Here is an 18,064-nt window from a genome sequence, read left to right on the forward strand (position 1 = left end):
GACTGTAAACACTCTTAACAGTTAAGAGCATTTACAATTATGGAGTATTGCTATGACAGTTGCGACCTCTGCCGGAATTATGCGGGAAGCCAACGCCCTGACGGTGTTGAGGACGGTTGAGATGCATGATGGTCTGTCGCGAGTAGAGATTGGCAGGATGACCGGCCTGTCCAAGCCGACCGTCAACGCCATAGTTGCCGACCTTGTTGCCCGGGAATATTTCCGCGAAACCGTCGCGCCGCAAATCGCGAGAGTGAACCCAGGACCGCAGGCGAATCATATCTCGTTTAATCCCACTGCCGGTCTATTAGTCGGGTACGACCTGAGCAAAAGTCGTTTGCGCGCGTCTTTGTCGGACCTGCGAGGGACAGTTCTTGCTTCTGAAGAGATTCATTTTGAAAGGGCGCCTGAGGCGGACGTCTTTCTTGATTTACTCATCGAAGTCGCATCGAAGTTGTGCGCTCTCGTTCCGGTCGGAAACGCTCGGATCTGGGCGGGTGCTTTGGGTCTTCCTGGCTTCCTCGACCGCACCAACGGGACGATCCAACTCGCGCCCGGCTTCGAGCATTGGGTGGGATTCCCCTTCCGCGACGTTCTTTTCCGGAAATTCGAAAATGCTTTTGGTCGTCCGGTAATGGCGGGTGGTCGCGCCCAATTCGGAATGCTTGCGGAACATCGTCATGGCGCGGCGAGGGACATTGACGATGCTGTCTATGTTCATCTTGGAAATGGGATCGGCATGGGGATGTTGGTCCGGGGAGAGGTATATGAAGGTTCTTCGGGTTTTGCCGGAGAAATTGGAAGCATGCCGTCGGATGACCAAGATTTTCCAGACGGTCTAGGGTCGTTTGAGTGGTCGGCGGGAGGTCTTGCATTCGCGCGCCTCGCGAGGAAAGTCGTCGAGCAGGATCGGTCTCCCTCCTTGAAGGCTGCGTGTGGAGGTGATCTTTCCAGACTCAACGCGGAGATGGTCTTCGTTGCGGCCCGTTCTGGTGACAACGCAGCGCAAGAGATCGTATCTGTTCTGCTAGATCGTACCGCACGCGGCCTTGCGGCTGTGTGCTGCGTTCTTAATCCAGCCAAGATCATTGTGGGGGGCGGACTTGTTCGCGCGGGTGGCGATTTCGTCGGTGATCTCGGTAAGCGCATCGCGTCTCTGGTCCCATTTCCGGTCGAAATCCAGCCGTCGGCATTGACGGACAGAGCGAGTGTTCTCGGGGCGATCGAGCAAGCCTCCCGGCTTGTCAAAAAAGAAAAGTACTTTCTCTTCCCAGATAAGGCCGCAGCCTAAGCAAGAACTCATCTGACACACGACCGAAAAAAGTCAGTCGAAGTCGAAACCGGCCAGCTTCTTCCATGAGATGCGTCCAATCTCATGGGGTTTGCAAGTCGCAGGTTAGCAGGCCGCTAATGTTGAATCGCGAATACAAAAAACGAAGAGGAGAGCACCATGCAGTATTCCATAAAATGAACAACCCTGCGTCTGCATCTCATGCCTTCACTTGTTCTGGCTTAGCGACATTCCGGCGCGACCTCGTGCCAACGTTTCAGGTTCGACAAAGACTAAGGCGCGTCATGTAAGCGAAATGCCTCCGCCGCTCCACTTTCCTGTCCTAACTGTGAGCTTAGGGACGCAATCGTTTTCTCGTCGATGCATCGAGCCCGCTCGGCGCTCGACGCCATCAGGCTGTTTCCGCCGTCTATATGGCCCAATCCGATCCAATGGCCCATCTCATGGGCGAAAACCGGAAGGATTTCGAGCTCCAGGCTTCCGCCGCCAATAGGAGTGGCTCCGGATTGGAACAAAAACCGATAGTCTTTCCCGTTCAGCTCCGTCAGGACGTTGTCGGCGCGGCAGGCAATAATTTCCGGGTCTGTCCCACAACGAGTCGCCCCCGACATTCGGACTGCCACCTCGATTCTGGCTCGCCTTTCCTGCGGCATTGAACCGGGCCTACAAACAGCGCCCTGAATTGAGAACACGATTGGAGTGGCCTCCGTGCCTTGCAAGCTACAGAAATGCGACTGATCTGGTAACGGTACGTAACGTGAAAGTGCCTTCACCGCCGGATCTTCATTTCCCGCGCTCAAAAAGACTTTATCTTCGAGCCTCGCCGCCAGATCTTTTTCAGCCTCAACTGCTGACTTTGCGCTTCTGTTCGCTTTTGTTTCGAGCAGCCAGTCCGCTAGCGGTGGCCTGACAAATACTTCGTCGTTGTAGCGAATAACCGCAAGATTTTCTGGGCGACATTCGCGGCATGCTTCAACCCAGATCGCGGCAGCGTCAAACACAGTATCGCGCAGGTCGGAAAGGCCAGTCGCACCGAGATCTGCGGATGGAATGAAGACATCTAAAAGCACCTTCTCTGAGAATCCTTCCGCGCGATGCTGCGTCTGACCGTCGGGCTGCCAACTCTCGCAAAGCAGACCAAACGCGATGTTGCCGGGTCCCGATTGAGCGTCAGAGAACCGTGGTCTGTCGTCGGACCATATCTCGATTCGGTGTCCGCGCTTTGATGCCGGTATTCGTATCTCGATGATCCAGATTGAACCTTCAAGCCGATGGAGATCCTTGGCGAGGAGCGCGCCTCTTCGCGGGGACCACCGCATGTCACGACAGACCGCAGATGCTGCATCTTCATCATGGGCAAACTTCGAAGCGATCGATACTGAATATTGTCGCGTGTCTCCCGAATCACCTCGCAGCAAAACCGAAGCACCTGCCTCTACCGTCCGAACCAAGACAACTCCACGATCCGCCGGGGGTGCCACGATCGTCGTGGCGAGACGATCGTTTTGATGCGACGGCCCAGCTTTGAACAGACAGGTGGGGGCCGGGGTCGGTCCGCCAAGATTAGGCGAAATGCGAAGCTGCGAGAACGCTGGGGCCCCGATACACCCCAGGAGCAAGGTGGCGATCGCCCACCTCCTAAATGCCAAGGAGCACATGGAGAAGCTCAGCCCAACGTTCATCGCGAACAAAGGTGATGGGCCGGTCCCGATTGTCTTTTTGATAGCCTTGGCGGAACGGGTCCTGTTTGTAGTCGCGGCTTGATCGAGGATAGTATATCGCGACGCCTTTAGAGCCGTAAAGATCTTCACCAGGTTCTCCCTGAGCCCGAGCGCTGGCATAGTTGGCGAGAACCATCAGTTGAGTGCTCTCAACCGCACGCGCCGCCAACTGCCGGAGCGGCTCGCTCGACGAAGATGCCGCGAAACGCTCAAGCAGCGTCGTCAGATCAACCGAAAGATGACTGGGCGGTGTATCCCAGTCTCCGTATGAGGAAAGTTCCTTCCTCGCCTTTTGCATCGCCTCGAGTTCGCTCTTGCCTCCCTTTCGCACAGCGTCAGAAAACGTCGTTAGAGCGGCTGCCGCGTCCCGTGCGTGAGAAAGATCGAGGAGCGAAAGCGTGGTGAAGTAGCTGTCGCCATAGTGATCGGCGTAACTTTTGACCACCGCTTTGCCGATTTCCTCGCCGGACATTGCCGGATTGGCAACAATTTTGTCCAACCAGTCAGCGTATTGCCATCCATCGCCGGGCTCTAGGTCTTCGCTGGCCACCATCAGCCGAGTAGATGTCTCGAAGGCATAGGCTGTCTCCAGCATCGCCATGAGGCAGGCATCGAAGCCAAGAACATCAAGCTTCTCGCCGTTTTTGAAATGTGTCGCAATCGCCTGCTGCACCTCCGAGTTATAGAGAATCGAACCGGTGTCGCTGTCGCTCGACACGGCTCGGAAGCCGCCCAAAGAAACGGCGTTTGGCGCATTGTTCAACCGAGCAGCGCTAGTTCCGCCCAACGCTCGCGATAACACGGCCGACATTTGCAGCCGATATCCCTGACCATGGTTCCAAACGATGAGCATGTAATGGTCGGCAGGATATTTCGCCTTCGACCATCCGACAAAGTCTGTGAGGGTATCGACCCGGCCCATGTCGCTTGATTTGCCGGCGGGAACTTTCTCTACTGCATTCTTCGGCCGCGGTTGTGTATCTTTGCCGACGAGGAACCGGTATACGCCAGACCAGCCGCCGTCAGATGACGAGGGGTTCTTCGGTCGTCCGAGCTCAGCCACAATTGCAACCTCGTCCGTACTTCCGACGGAAGCCATCGCATGGAAATTGTTGAGTGCGTCTCGCTCCAGATTATTCTTGCCATTCATGAAGATCATAATCGTCCAAGACCGGCGCGGCGTGGACGGATTGCTTGCGGCAAACGCATAGGACCCAGCGCACAATGCGAGAAGTACGCTTAGCCAAATTGCTTTCACCGTGGCGAACCTGCGCATGGGAGAGTTCCTCATAACTTGCTTAGAGAAACCGGCGCCAACCCCGCGAAATGGCCGGACCCATCGTACGTGACGCGGAACACACCTTCACAACGTTCAGGTGCTCGCCCAGCCGTGCCGCCGGACCCAGTGCCGCGTGTTCCAGTCGGGGCGACGGCTGCGGCAGTTTTCTCCACGAGGCTTGCTATTGCGGTGATGTTCTCGGCGGTCTTGCTATCCACGTCGCTGTCGAGGCTCGTGAGGTTCCATCCATCAGCTAGAGTCGGATTGACTTTCGCTGTGCCCATCCCAGCCGTGAATGTGATGGCATATTCCTCGCTCTTATCCGGAAGATAGAACGCCTTCAACTCACAGCTTGACCCCTTGTCGGTCGTCGTCCGCACGTACGCCAAATACGGTGCTGGCCGCCAATAACGCAGCCCTGACTGATTATCCGAGACAACCCGCTTAACCTGCACTCCAGCGCATGATGAAAGTAAAACCGCGCCCACTAAAGCAACAAACAAAGCCCGCATCAGACCCCTCCGGATGCGTAAGACGATAACAAAGCTATTGAACACGCGAGCCGACAGGACGGCGCGTTTGAACATTGATTATGAGTGGGCCCTTGCGATCAAGATTGTATAATTACTCTTCCGATGCAAGTTATATTTGTATAGCTTCGAAGGGATTTTTTATTTTTCGACTAATTCCGAGAATGCTCGTCTTGTCGAAAACACTCGCCTAGACTCAACTGCTGCCGCCTTCCTCCTGGCTCGCTGGACTTGTTCGCTGCCAGATTGTGTGAGCAGATCGAAGGGACCAAAGATTACCAGGAGATACAGGGCTTTCGCTTCACCAATCCATATCTTTGGACGGGCGCCGGTGGAATACTGCGTCTTGGTTCGATCGAAATATTTCAAAAAATCAAAGAGAAAATATTTCAAAATCCGTTTTGATACACATCCTGAATTTGCCGAAGGGGCTATAAAACTCACTCAAAGGAACGTTCTTGATACGGCAACCTTTCACACACGCGTCGAATTCTGTATTCGGCTAGTAATGTACTTGAATGTGTGTTGTCGGAGCTCGAGCCAATTATGAGCGTATGGCCGTTTGCTGAAAAGCGAGCGCGAATTCCGGACGACTGGCAACTGGCGCAGCAGTAGCGGAAGGCGCTTACCTCGAAAACTCAAGCGTGGAAAATTGCGCAGGTATCTGTTCTAAAGTGAGCATATTTTATTGACCGAAGACTCGAGGAGCCATGTGGCCAGATTTGCCGTTTGAGTTTAACGTAATGGGAACTCCGGTCAGCTCTCAAAGCGAGCTTTCCGCACCGCGCCAGGAATGGAAAGCCAGGGTTGCAAACGCGGCCTTGGCCGCATTGCCGGAGGGAGCGTGGTCCTTCGACGAAACTCGGCTCTCGGTCACATTATTTTATTTTCCTCAAGCGCCAATGATTGGCGACGTCGATAATATCATCAAGCTAACTCTCGACGCCATGATCCCATCGGTTTATCTCGATGATAGCCTTATTGATCGGGTTGTGGTTCAAAGGTTCGGGCCGGATGCAAACGCAGCTTTCGCCAACCCGTCCAACAAGTTGGTGGAGGCACTAGGATCGGAAGGCCCAATCCTCTATATTCGAGTAGATGCAGTCCCTGGGGAACCAAGCTTCTAATGATTGACTTTGCCGCAGTCGAAAGAAACGCGCTGGATGATTATCTGCCCCGTCTTGGTGCGCAGGGTTACAGGGTCGTGCGGAGTCCCACGAGATCAGACCTTCCGGCGTTTCTGGCCGACTATAAAGCTGACGCTGTTGCGATTGGTCCAAAGGGCAATATCATTGTGGAAGTTGTGGCGAAAGGCAGCCCGACTGCACAAGCAAAGATTCGAAGATTGCGGGAAATATTGGCGGATCACCCCGACTGGAGGCTTGAGGTCGTTTATGGTGGGCAAGCTGAACGGCAGGTCCCAATTGCAAGCGTCGCCGCCATTGAACGTACTGTTGAAGCGTTGGACAAATTGACTGATCCGCGAGCCTCAATTTTACTCGCATGGGCATCTCTCGAAGCCATCGCTCGACACTTGGAGCCTAGTGAAACCCTAAAAGCACAAACCCCTGGACGTGTGGTTGAACTGCTGGCGACTGGCGGGTTTGTGACTCCAAGCCAAGCAGAAACTTTGCGAAATCTCGCCACGATACGCAACCAAGTCATCCATGGGAATGTGGATCTTGAGCCCTCAGTTGACCAACTGCAGGGCCTCATAGGGATTACTCATCAGCTCGTCTCATTCTTGAAGGGTCGGAAGGCTTAGTCTCGAGACTTCGCAACGACTTAGCAGACTTGCGTCGCGGGTTCTCGGTTCGATTCCTTTCCAGAGCGCCAATACATGAGCGATTGACATACTGTTGGCGTCAGGATCGCTTTCGCTTTCTCCCGGACTGAAGAGCGTTTGGCTTTTGGGCGTTGGGATCGATAGGGGAGAATAAGGCCGAGACGTCCACGTCAAGAACGCGGGCGAAAGCCGCCAAGGTCGACACCGTGACGTTTTCCTTTCCGCGTTCGACACGCCCGACGTAAGACCGGTCAATCTCCGATTCCAACGCGAGGCGTTCTTGCGATAGCCCCTTGGCTACGCGCAGACGTCGTAGGTTCCAGCCGATCGTTTCTCGAACATCCATTCGACAAGAAACGCATATGCGAGGCTTGACAATCGACGGACTGACAGTCCCTAATTAAGTCGTGATGCAGGATTTGGAGAGGCATCACGAGGAGATTGGCTCGATGGAACTACGCCAGCTATCCTACTTCGTTGCGGTGGCTGAACTGCCCCCACTTTCGACCGGACACTCAGCATAAGCAGGAAGGCTCAAGCACAGGCTTGAGGATAGGCTTATGTCTAACGAGTTTCGACAGGTTGATCTGATGATCGGTGACGTCCGGCGACGACGCTGGACAACGGAACGCAAACTGCAGATCATCGAGGAAAGCTATGCCGCCGGGGAAACCGTTTCCTCTGCGGCGCGGCGACATGGAGTTGCGCCAAACCTCTTGTATCGCTGGCGCAGGCTCCTGAGCGAGGGAGGTGCGGTGGCCGTGGATTCTGACGAGCCAGTTATCGGCAATTCCGAGGTGAAGAGGCTGGAAGATCGCGTGCGCGAGCTTGAGCGCATCCTCGGGCGCAAGACGTTGGAGAACGAGATTCTCCGCGAAGCCCTTTCCAAAGCGAGCTCAAAAAAACCGATATCGCGGCCGATCTTGTTGCCGAAGGACGGTTCCCGATGAAGACCGTGGCTGACGTCCTTGGCGTATCGCGGTCCAATCTCGCCGAGCGTCTCAAAGGCAAGTCCAAGCCGCGTAGATCATATCTCAAAGCGGACGATGCCGAGCTGCTGCCTGCCATTCGTAAACTCGTGGATGCTCGACCGACCTACGGCTATCGGCGGATCGCTGCCCTTCTCAACAGGCAGCGGCGAGCCGCCGATCTGCCCGTCGTCAATCGCAAGCGGGTTCACCGTATCATGGCCAATCATGCTATGATCCTTGAGAAACATACGGCGGTGCGAATAGGCCGTGTCCACGACGGCAAGGTCATGGTGATGCGGTCTAACCTTCGCTGGTGCTCGGACGGCCTTGAGTTCACCTGCTGGAATGGCGAGGTGGTCCGTCTCGCGTTCATCATCGATGCGTTCGACCGGGAAATCATCTCATGGGCAGCCGTCGCCAATGCCGGGATATCCGGTTCCGACATTCGAGACATGATGTTGGAAGCCGTCGAGAAGCGCTTCGGCACAACCAGAGCCCCGCATGCCATCGAACATCTGTCTGATAACGGCAGCACCTACACCGCGAGGGAGACCAGGCTGTTTGCTCAAGCCCTCAACCTGATCCCATGCTTCACGCCCGTCGCCAGCCCACAATCGAACGGCATGTCTGAAGCCTTCGTCAAAACCCTGAAACGCGACTACATACGCATCTCGCCTATTCCGGACGCCGATACAGCTCTCCGGAAGATCGACGGATGGATCGAGGATTACAACGAAATCCATCCACACTCAGCGCTGAAGATGGCCTCTCCAAGGGAGTTCATCAAAGCATTGTCTCAATAGCTGATCTGTCCGGCGAAATGGGGGGCACTCCAGTGGCCGAGGAGCTGCATTTCGGTCGTGCGGCGGCAAAGGTGCATATCGCCCAGCCGGCTCTGTCGAACCAAGTCATGGCGCTGGAGAAGGAACTCGGCGTGCAGCTCTTCATCCGCTCGACCAGGCGGGTGGAACTGACGAGGGCAGGGGCGGCGTTCTATGAACGGTCGGTGCGGATCTTAAGTGAGATCGATCTGTCGAGGGAGATCGCGAGGTCGGTTGGGGGTAAGACGGCGCGCCGGATTGCCATTGGCACTGTCTATCCCGCCACCATCGGCGTGCTGCCGTCCTTCCTGTCGCGCATCGGCCGCAAATATCCCGATATCCGCATGCATATCGAAAGCGGCACCACCGATGACATCATCCGCCATATCGAGGCAGGCCGCATCAACCTCGGCTTCATCCGGCCGGTGGAGAATATCGGCTCCTTGCGCTTCTTCTCGATTGCGCATGAGCGCTATCTTCTGGCGGTGGCCAAAGAGAGCCCGCTGTCCTTGAAGAGCGAGATCGATCTTGAGGATCTGCGCTCCGAGAAGATCATCTCGTTCTCCCGGCAGAACCTCTCCTACAGCGAGCGCTATTTTGCCGAAAAGTTCGAGGAGCACGATCTGACCGACAATGTCACTTACACCTGTGACGACACCTTCTCGCTGGTGTCGCTGGTCTCGGCCGGTCTTGGCATCGGCTTCGTGCCGGAATGGACGCAGGATCTGCCGAACCGCGGCTTTGAGCTGAAGAAGGTGAGGGGGATCGATTTCAAGATCGGCCTTGGTGTTGCCTGGAACAGGGAGGATCCGACTGCCGGCCGCGACGACATCATCGATATCGCGCGGTCACTGGCGCGGCCGGGCAGGTGAGGTCAAAGCGGGGGGCGATATAGGGGTGGAGCAGAGGGCGAGCGGTGAGATGGGAACGGTCGCCTTATACCGGCGTTAGTTCACACTGAAAATGTTCTTTTTCTCGATCCGAGGCCGAACCTTTACCTCCCGCAGGTCATGGTCGGTCAGTAGGGCGCGCTGCGATACAGTTGAACCAACAGTGGTTTGCGTTTTTCCCAGAACCGCTTCGGCATAGTGAGGCCAGTCAGCGCGAAACCATAGAGCGGTAAAATACAAGTATCGCAATCGAGACCGGCGTAAATAGCGACACGTGGCTCTCCTCCCATAGTAACGAGATCTCGATACCAAGAGCCAGGAATGCTCTCGAGCAACGCTGAAGCGATCTTTCTTTAGCTGATCGCCTGTCGCTTCAAGCCTCATCTGATCTTCATCCCTCGTCGTCGCTCGATTGATGCCATCGATCTCTTGAAGTCGTGTCTGCCGTCGAGTTTATCTGTGGACTATTTGCTTCTGTCCCCGGTCATAGTTATTGTTATTGTTATTTGGCAAACTGCTAAATTACACAAAGGCGAAATAATTCACAACTTGGCGACGGTCTTCCTTTTCGCAAAGGAGCCGGAATCGGAGCGGCTGATACCATCCTTCGAACTCGTCAAGTTCAAATAATTTCATTCCGATAGGGCGGAGCGAAGCCAAAGACAAGGTTTCCACATATTGGCCTGCATGGTTGCGGTTCCAGACGGAAGGCCTCGGAGGCGTTTTGTTGGAAAGATTGTCGCATCACTCAGCTACCTTGACAAAAATCTGGCCAAAATAGTTATAAAATCTGAGGCCGTTTGTGGTCGGGGTAAATCGATATAGGTCCTCCCTTACTGGTTTGTTCATGTTGAATCTCTTTGCCGTGGTGCTTCCATTTGAAAACAAGCAGCAGTAATCGTCTTTTCCTTGAGTTAATACCGTCATATAGATTTGTTCGCCGACGATGATACTTACTTTTATTTTTCCAAATTCAAAATCGCAAGCACTGTCACCGCAGCGTTGAGACTTCCATAGCGCATCCTCGCCCTTCCTGACGATCATAACATCAACTTTTTTAGTCACTTCTGACGCGCTTCCAGTATGGACAATCAATAAAAAAAATCCTAGCCCTATTTTAAACGATAGAGTTGAAAGAATTTTCTTAATAGGAGTAAAAATAGTCATGGCGGACTCCAGCGTTTCTCGATCTGAACTGCCAGCGATCGGGGCGAGTTCAAATGTATCTCCTCAATCAATTCGTGAACATACGCAAGATCTCCTTCGAAGCATACTCGAAGGTGACGAATCTTGGTATCGCGATGGGCCCCAGAAAGGCATGGATAGGCGTCTCAAGGAGGTCTTGATGGTAAGAGAGGCCCTCATAGACCTGAAACCACACGTTGTGAACCCTGATGGAATTGCTGAGATCGATCGTCTCGCGGGGGCGATCTTCGATTTCTACGGCCAAGCCGAAAGATATTTCGACGCGAAATTTTATACTGAACCATTCAAAGGCGGGCTTGCGTCGCCCCCTGCGGGCAAAAATTTCACATTAACTACTATCGATCCCGATGATCCCAGACTTAGGGGCACTACCGTCGACATCAGCTTTGGGCAGCCCTCTATTCCTTTCGCGATGCAGCCTTACTCTCCAATCGCGGGGAATTTACCTACATACGCCCCGCAACAGTTTGTGCCGATTTCGGATCCGCTGCCGACGATGCCCTTGCCGACTGTGCAGATCCCAGCGTACGTACCCGATCCCTTCATGCCGATCCTGGACCCGTTGCCGATGACACCGCCAGCCTCGCCGATTGCGAGCCTGAACGAGTGGTCGCAGTGGGGTTTTGCGGCTGATTTGGACCGCTACAGCGGACCCAATGGACTCGGAGGTTATATTGGAGGCGGTGATGGAGCTGCCTACAGTACCTACGGCGTGGGCGGAAATCATAGCTGGGCATCACCAGGCGATTGGGACCGCCACACGATCGGCGGGTATTTCGTCGACACGTGGAGTGACGATCCCGACACCGGTTCACGACCTTATGGCGGCCTGTCGCCGACCGAGCGAGATGAACGTAATCAAGCGTCGCTAAACGGTTGGAGCCCCGGCGGCGCGAAGCGCGATAATGAAGACACTGACAACTATGGAGGTTCCTGGGGGCAGCGCCCGGTTCTCCTTGATATTTCTGGTTTGGGTCTCGGCATCGAAACCCTGTCGACCTCCTCAAAATTCCTGGATCTCGACGGCGACGGCTATCAGCATCAAACCGCCTGGGCGGCCCAGGGCACCGGTGTTCTCGTCCTCGATGCGGATGGCGACGGTAAGATAAGTCGGTCGAGCGAATTCGCGTTCACTGAATGGGACTCTGCGGCGACGGGCGACCTCGAGGCGCTGAAGCATATCTTCGACACCAACGCCAACGGCAAGCTCGACGCCGGCGACGCGCAATGGTCGAAATTCAGGGTGGAGGTGAATGGCCAGTTGGTCACCCTTGATAGCCTCGGCATCACCTCGATCGACCTGACGCCCAAGGGCAGCGGCCAGACCTTCGAAGACGGATCCGCGATCACAGGGACAACGACGTTCACCCGCGCTGACGGCACGACAGGGACCGTCGGCGACGCCAAGCTTGCGAACGATGAGGCGGCCTATATCGTCAAGACGACCAGCGTGACGAAGGCCGACAACTCGGTCGAGAAGACCATCCTTGCCTACAATGCCGACGGCAGCCTTGCCTTCCGCAATGTGGTGACTACCAGCACCGACGGGCGCAGCGTCCAGACACAGTTCGACGATGACGGCAACGGCACATTCGACCGTTCGCAGATGAATGTCCTTGTTGTCGATGCCTCCGGCGTCCAGACGAAGACCGTCTCCAACTTCAATGCCGATGGGTCGCTTTCGGACCGCACCACGACGGTCACCAGCGCCGATCATCTGACGGTGACGACGACGGTCGACCAAGACGGCGACGGTATCATCGACCAGCGCCAGACCTTTGTCCTGAATGCTGACGGCTCGACGACAACGACGACGCAGACGCTCAGCATAAACGGGACCGTGCTGACGACGGTGAAGGTCGATTCGTCCGCTGACGGCCTGATCAAGACAACCCGATACGATGTCGACGGTAACGGCGTCTACGAGCATAGCGCCACCGCGACCACCACGATCGCGACGGATGGCAAACGCACCACCCAGACCATCGATCGCGCCTCGAACAATACAATCCTCAACGCCATCGACCAGACTATCAGCGGTGACGGCCGCACCATCACAGTAGGGGTCGACACCGACGGTAACGGCCCCCGCGAAACCAAGACTGTCACGGCGTCCTCGACGGCAGCGAACGGCGACGTAACGCTCGTGAGCTCGGTCTACAACACCAACGCGTCCTCTATCCTTCGTTCGAAGACGACGACGGTCACCACCGCAAACGGCTTGTCCAAGACCACGACGAGCGACGTGGACGGCAATAACACTATCGATTTCACCGATACCGATGTTACCGTCATCGATGCGACCAACCGAACGCAGACGGTTCAGCATCGCACGAAGACGGGGACGACCGGTACGCTGCTGTCGAAGACGGTCACGACGACCAGTCTCGACGGCAAGTCGATCACCATTGTCGAGGACGAGAACGGCGACACCAAGACCGACCAACTGATCACAATCGTGGTCGGCGCCGACGGGGCGACGACCAATACGGTCAGCAATCTCAACGCCGACGGCTCGCTGGTCAGCAAGACGGTCAGCGTCTCATCGGCCGACGGCCTGTCGAAGACGACGAGCAGCGATCTCAATGGCGATGGCGTCAACGACCTCGTCGTGACTGACGTCATCACCGGCAATACCTCTGGCATGCGCTTCGAAGCCGTGACCACCAAGAGCGCCGACGGAACGCTGATCTCCAAGACCTACACGACCACGACCGCCGACAGCCTGACCCAGACCGTCACGACGGATGCCGACGGCGATGGCGTCGTCGACGATACGACGAAGAGCTACATCATTCTCGACGCCACCGGCAAGCGAACGCAGACGGTGAGGAGCACGAGCGCCGACGGAACGCTCAAGTCCCAGGTCGTCACCGAAGTCAGCGCCGATCGCCACAACACCACCATCGTGACGGACGCGGATGGCGACGGTCAGACCGATACCCGACACGTCGAGACGACCACGGCCAACGGCGATGTGACGACGTGGGAGCGGCAATACGCTTCGGATCTATCGACGATCAGCACGACAACGGGCACGGTCAGCGGCAATGGTCTGACGAAGAGCATATCGGCCGATCTGAATCACGATGGCGTTGCCGATCGGATCACGACCGACCAGACGGTGCTCAATGCCGACGGAAGCAAAACCCAGACGATTTCTCTGACGAGCAGCGATGCCACACGCCTCGACAAGAAGACCATCGTCACCAGTGGCAGCGGCAAGTCGATCACCACGAGCGAGTACATCAACGCCGACGAGGTGGTCGACACGAAGACGACCGATGTGACGACATTCGACACCTATGGGCTGCAGTTCCAGACCATATCGAATTTCCGGGGCACGACACTCGCGAACTCGACGAAGGTGACGACCAATCTCAATGGTCTCAACGGCCAGACCGATTACGATCTCGACGGTGACGGGACGGTCGACAAGACTTCGTCGTGGAAGAAAACGCTCGACCCGCTCGGACCAGTCACCACAACGCAAACGGTCAAGGCAGCCGATACCACGCTGATCTCGCAGACGATCACCACGGTTAGCGCCGACCAGAAAACCACCACGATAAGCTCCAAGATCGACAGCGACGCGGTTGTCGATCGTCTGGAAACGATCACGATTGACAATGCCGGAACCAAGAAGGACGACATCAAGCAGTACAATGCTTCCGGCGCTCTCGAAAGCCAGGCCATCGTCACGACTTCCGATGACGGGCTGTCGAAGACGTCAAGCGCAGACCTCGAAGGCAACGGCATTTTTGAACTGGTCACGACCGATGTCACGGTGCTGAATGCCGACGGCAGCCGCACCGAGACGATCACGAAGAAGGGCGTCGGCGACGCGCTGATCTCGCGGACGACCGCCAATGTCAACGCCAACGGGTTGAGCAAGACGACGAGCTGGGCCGATGCCAGCGGTGCGACTGTCCGCTCGATGAGCGATGTCACCACTCTCAACGCCGACGGCGGCACCACCGAAACACTGTCCTATTTCAAGGCGGGCGGGGCCTTGGAAAGCAAGACAGTCACCGCGGTCGCCGCTCATGGGCTGACCACCACGGTAACCGTCGATGTCGACGGTGATGGCAATATCGACAAGAAATCGGTCACGGCAAAGCAGACCAATGGCTCGACAATCCAGACTCTCAGCGATTTCGGCGCCGGTAATGTGCTGAAGGATTCGAAGACCGTCACAACCACTGCCGACGGCCTGACGCAGACCATCGGATATGACAGCGACGGCAATGGCACGGTCGACAAGACGACGACCACCACCACGGTTTTGAAGGCCAATGGCAACAAGGCGACCACGACGAAGGATGTCGTCGGAGCGGTCACCAAGAGCATCACGTTGACCGAAGTATCGGGAGACGGCCTGACCGTGACCACCAAATGGGACACCGCCGGCACTGGTGGCGGCACGACGTTCGACAAGAGCCGGACTGATGTCACGGTCCTCAACGCAAACGGTTCGAACACGCAGACGATCAGCTATTTGACCGGCACAACGCTGACCAGCCGCACTCTCGTCACCACGAGCGCCAACGGCCTCTCCGTCACCACCCAAATCGATCCGACGGGCGCCGGCTCCTATAGCCAGACGGCGACCGATGTCACGGTCTTGAATGCCAATGGCACGAAGACCAGGACGGTGGAAAGCAAGAAGGCCGATGGTACGCTTATCTCCAGGACCATCACCACCACCAGTGCCAACGGTCTGGTCGTGACATCCAGCCAGGAGCGTCCTGGCTTTGGCAACCAGACCGTCACCGATACGACCACGGTACTCGCCGACGGCGCCGTTCGCGAAACCGTCGCAACGACCGACAGCGCCGGAACCCTGATCGGGAAGATTGTCACGCTCACCAGCGCCGATAAGTCGACTGTCACCATCGACCGGGACGGTAACGGCGACGGAGTTGTCGACCAGCATCAGGAGATGGTCACGGCCAATTCCGGCATACAGACATCGGTAACGACGGACTTCAATGCCGATGGAACGGTCAAGGAAAAGTCAACTGTCGTCATATCCGCCGACGGGCGGCAGACGACGACCACCTGGGATCTCGACGGCAACGGCACGATCGATCGCCAACGGGTGACGACCGTGACTGCCAATGCGGATGGAAGCAGCATCATGGTGATGTCGGATAACGATTTGCCGGCCGGCACCTTGGCTGCGAAGACGACGATCCAGACGTCGGCCGACGGCAGGCTGAAGACGACGTCCAAGGATATCAACGGCGACGGAATAGTCGATCAGGTCGAAACGATTACCGTCGATCCGACCGGCGCCTCGGTGTCCGTGGTCACCAACAATGCGACGGCGCAAAAGGTCTCCAATCTGACGGCGGGCGCCGTATATTGGAGCCAGGCGATTGCCGCCAGGATCGAAACCACGACGTCGGCCGATGGTCGGTCAAAGGTCGCCAAATACGATTATGACGGCAATGGTGTCTTCGAGACCATCGTGCAGTCGACGATCCAGGTCGACGGCTCCGTCGTCACGACGGTGACCGAAACCAATGCCAACGGAACGGTCAAGGCAAAGGGAACGATCTCGACCAGCGCCGACGGGATGGTCACGACGCTGTCGAAGGATACCGACAATAACGGTACCTATGATCACACCGAGACGTCGGTGACGCATGCGGATGGCTCGATCACGCTGACGAAGGTCGATCTGAACTCGAGCGGCGCGCTGACGAAGACGACGGTGGATCAGGTTAACGCTTTCGGCTCGTTGTCATCCAGCGTCAGTACGGATTCGCTTGGCCGCAAAACCGCGCAGACCATCGTTGCCGCCGACGGCAGCTCGGCAACGTCGACTTACGATGGAGCCAGCGGTCAACAACTGAGTATCGCCAACGCAACCAAGGCCGGGTTGCTGACCTCCGCCACCTTCTTCGATCCGCTGAACACGCAGGCCTATACCAGAATCGAACAACAATACGACGCAGCGGGAAGGTTGGCGTCCGTCAACCAGACCAACGATGACGGTTCACGCGTTGCCGTGAGGTATGATACAGCGAATGCGGAAACCTGGAGCCGCATCGAGGAATATTACGATGCGAGCAACCGGCTGACAAATACCACATCCTATCAGGATGACGGCACCAAGGTCAGCGTCAGCCTCGATCCGGCCAACACAACGACCTGGTCACGGTATGCGCAATACTACGATACTGCCGGACGATTGACGTCTGTCGATCAGACCAATGATAATGGCACCCGGACCAATGTTCGATACGATCCATCGAATGGAACCGAATGGAACAGCATACAGGCATGGTATGATGCCGCCGGTAAGCTCACCAACCAGACGGTCAAGTACGATAATGGATATACATATTCTTACGTCTATGACGTCGCCAACGCTGCCTCCTGGTCTAACTACCTGGTTATTCAGGACGGTGCGGGCAGGACAGTGCAGCAGAATAATCGCTATGATGATAATTCCGAGATCGATTACATCTACGATTACACCGGAACCAATAATTGGAGCAGTCAGGAAAACCATTATACCACGTCGGGGCAGCTCGCTACGACCCAGATCTGGATGGATGACACAAGCAAATGGCACACCATCTACTACGACTATCTCAACCAGGAGATCTATACGACTGCGGAGTTGAACTACGACAGGAACGGGAAGCTCACCAGCCGGAATGATGTCAATGACGATGGCGGCACCACTGAGTATGAATACGATTCGAGCCGATCGGGATCACCCCTGCAATGGTGGGTTCGGAAGGATCGATATGGGAACGTTATTGCCTCCTACGAAGCTTCCGGCGGCCATAACTCTAGCTCGCCCGTCCTCCTGGACCTCAGCGGCGACAGTCACATCGATCTTCGTCCCCTTGATCAGCTCGGGATACCGGAAACCTCCTCGGTGGGCTTTGACTGGGACGGCGATGGGCTGACCGAAAAGACCGCATGGGTTGGCCCTAATGATGGCTTCCTGGCGATCGATGTCGGTGCTGACGGCTCTGCCGGGCCTGACGGGATCATCGATCAGGCACGCGAGTTGGCGTTCGCACTGTGGCCTGAGAATGATGGCGCGTCCGACATCTCCGACCTCGACGGCCTCCGTCTTGTCTTCGACACGAACCACGACAATGTTCTCGATGCCAACGACGCCCGCTGGAGCGAGTTCCGGATCTGGCGCGACAGCAATCAGAACGGCGTGAGCGATGCCGGCGAACTCCTAACCATGTCGGAGGCGGGTATTAAGCTCGTTAACCTGATCCCGAACCCGGCCGGAGGCCAGGCCTTCGATGACGGTTCGGCGATCACGGGCACGAGCAGCTATGAGACGACGAACGGCCAGACGCGCCTCGTGGCGGACGCAAGCCTTGCCTGGCAGAAGAACACCAACGGTGTCGCTGCGTGAGACTTGTGAGGATCGTTTACATCATGGCGACGCACGTCCGATCGATGTGCATCGTCTCGCCTAGAGGCACACAGGACGGCATCCGTGATCATCACCGCTGATCCCGCCGTTCCCGAAACATCCAAACCCGCAGAACATGAACCCACTGTCGAAGCCGTCGACAGTGGGCT

The 18,064-nt window shown here is 56.3% G+C and carries 11 protein-coding genes; 6 read left to right on the plus strand and 5 right to left on the minus strand.

Annotated elements, in window-relative coordinates; genetic code table 11:
* Positions 1–52: 52 nt before the first annotated feature.
* Positions 53–1,291: an ROK family transcriptional regulator gene (locus FHX08_RS26060; RefSeq protein WP_184327879.1), complete on the plus strand. Its 1,239-nt coding sequence runs from the start codon at positions 53–55 to the stop codon at positions 1,289–1,291.
* Between the two features lie 272 nt (positions 1,292–1,563).
* Here FHX08_RS26060 and FHX08_RS26065 read toward each other — a convergent pair whose 3' ends face one another.
* The 3 genes from FHX08_RS26065 to FHX08_RS26075 form a co-directional block, all read right to left on the minus strand.
* The gene (locus tag FHX08_RS26065) at positions 1,564–2,742 is read right to left on the minus strand and encodes a hypothetical protein (RefSeq protein WP_184327880.1); all 1,179 of its coding nucleotides are present in this window, start codon (positions 2,740–2,742) and stop codon (positions 1,564–1,566) included.
* Between the two features lie 187 nt (positions 2,743–2,929).
* Positions 2,930–4,288, minus strand: a complete 1,359-nt coding sequence (locus FHX08_RS26070; RefSeq protein WP_184327881.1) for a clostripain-related cysteine peptidase — start codon at positions 4,286–4,288, stop codon at positions 2,930–2,932.
* 11 nt (positions 4,289–4,299) lie between these two features.
* Positions 4,300–4,803, minus strand: coding sequence for a hypothetical protein (locus tag FHX08_RS26075; RefSeq protein WP_184327882.1), 504 nt, complete (start codon positions 4,801–4,803; stop codon positions 4,300–4,302).
* A 728-nt stretch (positions 4,804–5,531) separates the two neighbouring features.
* On the opposite strand from FHX08_RS26075, the gene FHX08_RS26080 reads away from it, so the two are divergent.
* Positions 5,532–5,948, plus strand: coding sequence for a RusA family crossover junction endodeoxyribonuclease (locus FHX08_RS26080; protein WP_184327883.1), 417 nt, complete (start codon positions 5,532–5,534; stop codon positions 5,946–5,948).
* Complete coding sequence (locus FHX08_RS26085) at positions 5,948–6,586, plus strand: hypothetical protein (RefSeq protein ID WP_184327884.1); 639 nt, start codon at positions 5,948–5,950, stop codon at positions 6,584–6,586. The genes FHX08_RS26080 and FHX08_RS26085 overlap by 1 nt, the downstream gene beginning before the upstream one ends.
* A 100-nt stretch (positions 6,587–6,686) precedes the next feature.
* On the opposite strand, the gene FHX08_RS26090 is transcribed toward FHX08_RS26085, so the two are convergent.
* Entirely contained in the window at positions 6,687–6,953 is a 267-nt protein-coding gene (locus FHX08_RS26090; RefSeq protein ID WP_184327885.1) for a helix-turn-helix domain-containing protein, read from the minus strand.
* A gap of 214 nt (positions 6,954–7,167) precedes the next feature.
* Here FHX08_RS26090 and FHX08_RS26095 point away from each other — a divergent pair.
* Positions 7,168–8,381 (plus strand): IS3 family transposase gene (locus tag FHX08_RS26095; RefSeq protein WP_184327886.1). Its coding sequence is split into 2 segments (ribosomal slippage): positions 7,168–7,504 and positions 7,504–8,381, totalling 1,215 coding nucleotides; the frame shifts between segments, so codons are not numbered across the junction.
* 17 nt (positions 8,382–8,398) lie between these two features.
* Positions 8,399–9,271, plus strand: coding sequence for a LysR family transcriptional regulator (locus FHX08_RS26100; protein ID WP_184327887.1), 873 nt, complete (start codon positions 8,399–8,401; stop codon positions 9,269–9,271).
* A 762-nt stretch (positions 9,272–10,033) separates the two neighbouring features.
* On the opposite strand, the gene FHX08_RS26105 is transcribed toward FHX08_RS26100, so the two are convergent.
* Positions 10,034–10,456, minus strand: coding sequence for a hypothetical protein (locus FHX08_RS26105; RefSeq protein WP_184327888.1), 423 nt, complete (start codon positions 10,454–10,456; stop codon positions 10,034–10,036).
* 535 nt (positions 10,457–10,991) lie between these two features.
* On the opposite strand from FHX08_RS26105, the gene FHX08_RS26110 reads away from it, so the two are divergent.
* Positions 10,992–17,894 (plus strand): hypothetical protein, encoded by a 6,903-nt coding sequence (locus FHX08_RS26110; protein ID WP_246698380.1) that lies wholly within the window; start codon positions 10,992–10,994, stop codon positions 17,892–17,894.
* Positions 17,895–18,064: the final 170 nt, after the last annotated feature.

Origin of the sequence: Rhizobium sp. BK529, from assembly GCF_014194105.1 — a bacterium.
GTDB lineage: Bacteria > Pseudomonadota > Alphaproteobacteria > Rhizobiales > Rhizobiaceae > Rhizobium.

Bases quoted from the DNA above. Each gene is read 5' to 3' on its own strand.
- FHX08_RS26080 (WP_184327883.1), top strand. From the start codon at position 5,532: ATGTGGCCAGATTTGCCGTTTGAGTTTAACGTAATGGGAACTCCGGTC.
- FHX08_RS26110 (WP_246698380.1), top strand. From the start codon at position 10,992: ATGCCCTTGCCGACTGTGCAGATCCCAGCGTACGTACCCGATCCCTTC.
- FHX08_RS26100 (WP_184327887.1), top strand. From the start codon at position 8,399: ATGGGGGGCACTCCAGTGGCCGAGGAGCTGCATTTCGGTCGTGCGGCG.
- FHX08_RS26085 (WP_184327884.1), top strand. From the start codon at position 5,948: ATGATTGACTTTGCCGCAGTCGAAAGAAACGCGCTGGATGATTATCTG.
- FHX08_RS26090 (WP_184327885.1), bottom strand. From the start codon at position 6,953: ATGGATGTTCGAGAAACGATCGGCTGGAACCTACGACGTCTGCGCGTA.
- FHX08_RS26075 (WP_184327882.1), bottom strand. From the start codon at position 4,803: ATGCGGGCTTTGTTTGTTGCTTTAGTGGGCGCGGTTTTACTTTCATCA.
- FHX08_RS26060 (WP_184327879.1), top strand. From the start codon at position 53: ATGACAGTTGCGACCTCTGCCGGAATTATGCGGGAAGCCAACGCCCTG.
- FHX08_RS26105 (WP_184327888.1), bottom strand. From the start codon at position 10,456: ATGACTATTTTTACTCCTATTAAGAAAATTCTTTCAACTCTATCGTTT.
- FHX08_RS26070 (WP_184327881.1), bottom strand. From the start codon at position 4,288: ATGCGCAGGTTCGCCACGGTGAAAGCAATTTGGCTAAGCGTACTTCTC.